This is a genomic window from Prevotella sp. S7-1-8, assembly GCF_000758925.1.
Lineage (GTDB): Bacteria > Bacteroidota > Bacteroidia > Bacteroidales > Bacteroidaceae > Prevotella.
In genome coordinates this window covers 23,582-29,769 of the sequence record NZ_JRNC01000041.1, presented here as the reverse complement: position 1 = coordinate 29,769, position 6,188 = coordinate 23,582, and the positions used below count along the sequence as shown (strand labels likewise).

Annotated in this window: 6 protein-coding genes; 5 read left to right on the top strand and 1 reads right to left on the bottom strand. The window is 42.9% G+C overall.

Annotation, left to right across the window (positions count from 1 at the left end; all coding sequences use genetic code 11):
• Positions 1–55: 55 nt before the first annotated feature.
• A complete protein-coding gene (locus HMPREF1640_RS07250) occupies positions 56–619 on the bottom strand; it encodes a hypothetical protein (protein WP_036893588.1) in 564 nt (187 codons plus the stop codon).
• Positions 620–1,120: 501 nt separating this feature from the next.
• On the opposite strand from HMPREF1640_RS07250, the gene HMPREF1640_RS07240 reads away from it, so the two are divergent.
• From HMPREF1640_RS07240 to HMPREF1640_RS07220, 5 genes are all read left to right on the top strand, one after another.
• Positions 1,121–1,618 (top strand): hypothetical protein, encoded by a 498-nt coding sequence (locus tag HMPREF1640_RS07240; protein WP_156098748.1) that lies wholly within the window; start codon positions 1,121–1,123, stop codon positions 1,616–1,618.
• 109 nt (positions 1,619–1,727) lie between these two features.
• Positions 1,728–2,609, top strand: coding sequence for a DUF6175 family protein (locus HMPREF1640_RS07235; RefSeq protein WP_156098747.1), 882 nt, complete (start codon positions 1,728–1,730; stop codon positions 2,607–2,609).
• Between the two features lie 190 nt (positions 2,610–2,799).
• Positions 2,800–3,609 (top strand): hypothetical protein, encoded by an 810-nt coding sequence (locus HMPREF1640_RS07230; protein WP_036893584.1) that lies wholly within the window; start codon positions 2,800–2,802, stop codon positions 3,607–3,609.
• Between the two features lie 28 nt (positions 3,610–3,637).
• The gene (locus tag HMPREF1640_RS07225) at positions 3,638–4,660 is read left to right on the top strand and encodes a hypothetical protein (protein WP_036893582.1); all 1,023 of its coding nucleotides are present in this window, start codon (positions 3,638–3,640) and stop codon (positions 4,658–4,660) included.
• A gap of 11 nt (positions 4,661–4,671) precedes the next feature.
• Positions 4,672–6,135, top strand: coding sequence for a hypothetical protein (locus tag HMPREF1640_RS07220; RefSeq protein WP_036893580.1), 1,464 nt, complete (start codon positions 4,672–4,674; stop codon positions 6,133–6,135).
• Positions 6,136–6,188: the final 53 nt, after the last annotated feature.

Below are 6,188 nucleotides of genomic sequence, written 5' to 3'. Positions count from 1 at the left end.
GGCGGGCGGAGCGGAAGCGAGGCCTCGAACGATGGCCACCACTACGTCGGCATTTCTAAATTATGCTTATTCCGCCATTTCGTCCCATGACATAGTCAGGCATAGAAGTTCCGTCGCGAACGAAACCGACCGCCAGCAAAGGCTCGCCTTCTTTTATTTCGGACAGTATGAAACTGTCGCCTGTCTGAAGCTGGCTGTTCTCCGACGCGACCACCTCCACCCTACGATCGATTTTCCGCAGCAGCTTTATCCTGCGGTCGGGCAACCATCGCAAACGCAAGCACCCCCCAATGGGCGTTTTTGCCAAGGCGTCATCCACATCAAACAAGAAACCGGACACCGGCCTCAAAAGCGCGAGCTGACTGTCAACATAATCGTTCCAATCCTTATAACCCACAAAAATTGCCAAGGTGGAAAGCGTGTGCAAACTGGGATTGCTCTTGTATCTCACATAGTTGCATAAACGTTTTATGGTAGAGCAGCTCAACGAATATTCCCCCTCGCTCTTAAGGCTGATCCGCAACGACAGATACTGAAAGTCAGTGGGCGTTCTTAGCGTTCGGCCCAGCTCACCCTCCACTTTCGACAGCAGCGCTGATATTAATTGGTCTTTATTCATCTCAAGCGCGAAATTACGTAAATTTTATTGCAAAATAAATATTAAACGCCATGTTTGAACCAACTTGAGCCACACGTTTCCTCATCAACACACTTCATTCTATATAACTTTGCAAAAAACAAAAAATGAGGAATATCCACACTTTCTTTGCTTGCATTTGTTGTTTGCCACGCAGATTTTATTTACCTTTGCAAACATACAACCACAAGAAAAACTCGTGCGCTCGTACGGACATTGAAGTTCAAAAAGTAGAATCTGGCAAATTCAACAAAATAACATTGACCGAAGATTTGTCTGGGCGAGTTCACACCTGCATAGGGTGTGGATTCCTCTTTCATGTTTTCTTTGTTATTGGGTTTTACCAGAGCCTTGCCTTGAGAAAGCGTGGGGTGGCGGATCATACCCGTTCTTGCATAAAAACAACACGTATAGGGCGCGACCACAGTTCTTTGCCAATTTGTTAAATTATTAACTACAACAACATTATAACATATAAATACAATGAAAAAAAAACTATTTCTTTGCATTGTCAGCTTTTGTCTCCTCGCGTTGTCAACTCACGCAAGGAAATACCCTTTTAAGATGGATCACGCTTACGAGATCCAGATGGTAAGAGTTGCCCAAGAGGGCATGAAATTCATGAAAGTATGGGGAGTGGCCGGCTCCGCAGACAAAGCTATAGACCGCGCGCTACAAGACGCCGTTGCCGCTTGCATATTCACAGGGGTGTCCTCCAACAAAGACGTGAATGGAGTTCCTGCCCTGACCAATGGCTCGACAGATTATGAGAAACACAAAAAGTTCTTCGACACTTTTTTTAAAAAAGGCGAATTTTTGCGATATGTACACAACGTGAACAAATCATATCCTTCGGGCGAGAATAACATCAACACCACGAAAGGTCGCAAAGTATGCCTCTACGTTGTGGTAATGTATGACAGATTGCGCAAGCGCCTCGAAGACGAAGGGATAATACGACGACTAAATGATTATTTCTAAATTCAAGCATATGTTTCGAAAGTATCTATTATTATTTTCTATCTTGTGCATGGTTAGCAACCTTCATGCACAATCGTCTACCGTTGAGCCACTGCCTGGAACAAAGGCCATGAAACCAATCATCATGGTAGTTCCTGAAAAAGCATGGTGCATCAATCATGGATTTACGCGTGACGACGACCCAAACTCGCCTGATTACGAGAAAGCCTTGCGCGATGATGACGTGCTAAATGTCATTACAAAAATGGGAGCGATCATGCAAGAGCGCGGCTATCCTCTAAAGAACTTAAGCAGCGCCCTCGACGAATTGAAAAACGAAGAGGCGATGGACATGGCACTTGTTTCCAAGAATGATGGCGAGATTATGGAAAACGATTTAGACAAGCTCACAAGGGTGGCGCAGGCTGACATACTTGTAAACATCGCTTTCACGCGCACCAACTACGGACCTCGCGACATGATTGAGTTTCGAGTAACTTCCATAGACGCGGCGACAAACAAGCAAATTGGAGGAGAAACCGGCCACAGTTCCGCGTCAGGCGCGCCAATCACAAGTCTCCTCAACGAGTCTGTGTTAGGCTTCATCGACCAGTTTTCCTCAAGCATCCTGCGCTATTTTGATGATGTCATCACAAATGGCCGAGAGGGTTCTGTAGTTTTCAAGATAGCGCAAGACTGCCCTTTGAACTTTGAGTCAGAAATCACGCTGAACGGCGAAACAGGAGAATTGAACGAGGCAATAGACTATTGGATGAACGAAAAAACCATCAATGGCGCCTTCACGCAAAATGGGAAGACACGCACCAGATTATCCTATGAGCAAGTTCGTTTCCCACTATTCGGCAAAGGGAAATTTGGAGGAAAGCAGAAAGCGATAAACATGGAAGGCTTTATCAAGCCCATTACCACGTTTCTTTCACAATTTGGCCTTTCTGTAGCGACGACACCTGTCGGCATTGGGAAAGTTTATGTTGTCTTGGGCAAAAAGTGAACCATTTTGACGCCCAGTTGCCATTATGAAAAAAACAATCACAATAGATAGTATGAAAAAAATAATTACAATAATGTTATGTTGCTCTTGGTTCTTTGGAGCCTTAGCCCAAAGCGTAGATAAGATGGGGATGATTTCCTTAAGACCTTATTTACCCCAAGAAAGTGAACTTGGAACACAAGCCGCTGCCATGATGACAACAAAATTAAACCTGATAGCTTCGGCCAATGGGATGTCTGGAGAGGGAGCTGACAATCGTTTCATTATCACAGCCCACTTACAGGAAGTGAAAAGCGGCAAGACACAAACCATTCCCTTGAAATATGCCACAAGGATGATGGTTGGGATATTTGTCGGTGATGGCATCAACGGCACTCTATTCTCACAACATGCCATAGAAGTAAATGGCATTGGCAACGACAAAGAAGACGCCATCATGTCAGCCATCAGAAAAATAAATGTCTACGACCCACAATTAGTCAAGGCCGTTGAGCGTGGAAAAGCGAGGATTGTAAGATATTATGACCAAATGGCCCCCAACCTGTTGAGAACGGCGCGGTCCGCGGCAGCGGCAGGCCACTACGACGAGGCCATAAACATTTTGTTTACGATCCCCTCTGTTTGCAAAGATTACGCTACGGCTCAAGATCTATTGGCAAAATACGGCGAGACGTTGTTGGAAGAACAGAACATGTCTCTCATCAGGAACGCATGGGCGGCTTGGAGCGCAAATCCGACAAAAGAAGGAGCCGAAGCCGCGATAGGGCAATTAGACAAGCTATCTTTGCCGTCGCCCAAGGTTCAAAGTGAATATAAAAAACTAACCACAGAAATATCCACGAGGTTGAAAGAGTTGAGCGACAGACGTTTCAGATTAGATGTCAAGCGACAGCAAGACGCACATGCCTTACGACTGGCCACCATTCGGTCGGCGGCTTCTGTTGCCAGGGCCTATGCCGCAAGCAGGCCCCAAGTGGTGTACCAACTGGGATGGTGGTAACCGTTTTAAATTTTAAATAGCATCAATTATGAAATGGGAAAAAAAATGCATGCTCTTCGTAGCGATAGCGATATTTGCGTCATGTTCAAAAGAAGAAAACATGGACGTGTTTGTTGGAAGTTATGACAAAAAAACTGATAAGTACACAGAACTATTAAATGAACTTTACAAGAACCCGGAATCGTTGGCATACCCAACAGCTTTAAATCCAGAAGATGACTATTACAAAAAATTGAATGACATTGTACCGTCTGGAACCATCGACGAGCAAGAATATGTAGACCTCGGTTTGTCTGTCAGGTGGGCAATGTATAATGTCGGAGCAAAGGAAGGCGGCAAAACAGAGGATTTCAACACTTACCTGGAGGCCGCAATGAAAGACTATTTGGTAATGCCTGAAAGCAAGCTGAAACAGTACGTCCGGAAAAAATCAAATAAATTTCCATACGTCTTGAAATTTAAGGAATACGAACATTCGATAAAATCATCAACAGAATCAGAAACAGATTTCATTATATATGAGAAAATCAAGGATAACGCTGAATTAGTAAAAAAAGCCTATAATAAAGCGGTCCATGATTATTACGAGAACTCACCCTTCTTAAAATTTATGACTGGTGTCGGGCTACATTGGGCAAACATAGATTCGTATGCCTATTATAAAGATTACAATGATCTGCCGAAAAATATCAGTGGCAGTAAAAAGTATGATTTAGCCACACAGCTACATGGTCCACATTGGCGCACGCCAACCATAGCTGAAATAAAAGAATTGATGACAAAATGCAAATGGGAAGAATATAATGAACACAGAATTCATGGCTATATCATCACCGGCCCATCTGGAAAAAAAATCTTCTTGCCCAGAGATACTGAAAACCGTCTCCTAAATCAAGATCCAAGCATCTATATGACCTCTGAAACTGACGGCTCATGGCAGGGCTATGGCTATGGTATCAATCTTTATGCCTTGGACATTAAAGATAAGCGGATAGGCACCTGTCTTTCTAGATACTTATACTCCATTAGACCTGTCTGCGACAAACAATAACAAGATTAGCGATGAAAAAATATTTTATACTAATGGTCATGGCGTTCCTTGCCGTAAACGCGACCGCAAAAGAACGCCCCTTCTATAATTCAAAGTGCAATATAGTTGGAATAAGTGGAGCCTTTGGAGTATTTGCGAATATACCAGTAAATAAATATTATTACAATGACATTGGAGACATCGAAATTCCCCCCATAAACTGTGAAAAAGAAGAAGACATAGAAAGATGGCTGAACAAACAGCAAATAGGCAAAAAGGTTCTTGACTATCTCTTTAGTTATCACGGTTACTCTTTGTCCGAAACCCTATTGAAAAAGAGGGCGCTCAACAATATTCAACAGAACGATGAAGAGCGCGCCAGCATTGGCGTTATAGACAAAGAAACCATACTAAAAGAAGATGTCGTACCCATCCTAAAGCATAATTATATTTATCTTGAGAAATCGGGAAAATGGATGGTTTTCAAAGTTGACATCACTGATGACATCATCGACATGGTGTATCGCAACTGGACGAAAAATGACGCATACAATCAAATTGCAGTCCCCGTTAAATTTATTAAAAGTGGCAAGATATACAAATCCCCCCTGAAAACATTCCGAAAAATATCCAAGAAAGTTCCAGAGTTGGCTTTTTTCGGACAAGTTACAGGCAGGCATCCCTTTACCACCAACATAGGGAGTGCCCATGGCATAAAGAACTCTGACAGGATGATAATCTATCGCGCCAAAGAACGTAACGGGAAAATGTACTCAACAAGAGTTTCCACCGCAAGAGCTTGCGATGTCAAAGACAGCACTGCCCGCCTATACACTTTCGCAGGAGGTCAAGCCTCGTATAAAAAAGGAGACGTGGTATTGTTGAGTCCAAACGAAAATAGCAGCGTATCCTTTACCGGCAACATGATGAATCATTCCTATGGATTAAATATTACATACGACAACCGCATACACCTAAGTAAAGCTGGTGTGTCAAGCTACATGATGTCTATGATTGGAGTAGGCCTCTATGAGCATTTCCAAGACCGGTTGTACGCTGTTGAAAACGAATGGCCCTATTACAGTCCTGTCATTATAAACGTTGGCCTTGGTTATGGCTTGGGGTTTCAGATGCTACATTCCATGGAGATAGTTCCATATTTTCTTGCGCAATATGAACTAAATTTGTTTGGACCCTATAAGCAAATATTCACTTACGAAAATGAAAACTATGACAAGAACAAAGAATTGCTCACAGCCCATGCGGTAAGAGTCCCTCTTGGTGTTAAATTAAATGTCAACTTGATTTATCCTTTACAGTTGGTCGTAGGTGGAGAATACATCTTCAACTTTCATTTTTCGGATGATGGCATGGCAAAAAATGGTGAAAATTCTCAAGAGGAAATTCAAACCCCGACAGAAGATTTCTTTTTCAAGCCTACTGGATACAAGCGAGACGGTATAAATCTGTATGTTGGCCTTCGCTTTAACATGTAGTTACCCATTGAAGCATTAAGCTGCCAACCATAATAAACGGTTCAAATTCTTAA

Bases quoted from the DNA above. Each gene is read 5' to 3' on its own strand.
- HMPREF1640_RS07240 (WP_156098748.1), top strand. From the start codon at position 1,121: ATGAAAAAAAAACTATTTCTTTGCATTGTCAGCTTTTGTCTCCTCGCG.
- HMPREF1640_RS07230 (WP_036893584.1), top strand. From the start codon at position 2,800: ATGATGACAACAAAATTAAACCTGATAGCTTCGGCCAATGGGATGTCT.
- HMPREF1640_RS07220 (WP_036893580.1), top strand. From the start codon at position 4,672: ATGAAAAAATATTTTATACTAATGGTCATGGCGTTCCTTGCCGTAAAC.
- HMPREF1640_RS07235 (WP_156098747.1), top strand. From the start codon at position 1,728: ATGAAACCAATCATCATGGTAGTTCCTGAAAAAGCATGGTGCATCAAT.
- HMPREF1640_RS07250 (WP_036893588.1), bottom strand. From the start codon at position 619: ATGAATAAAGACCAATTAATATCAGCGCTGCTGTCGAAAGTGGAGGGT.
- HMPREF1640_RS07225 (WP_036893582.1), top strand. From the start codon at position 3,638: ATGAAATGGGAAAAAAAATGCATGCTCTTCGTAGCGATAGCGATATTT.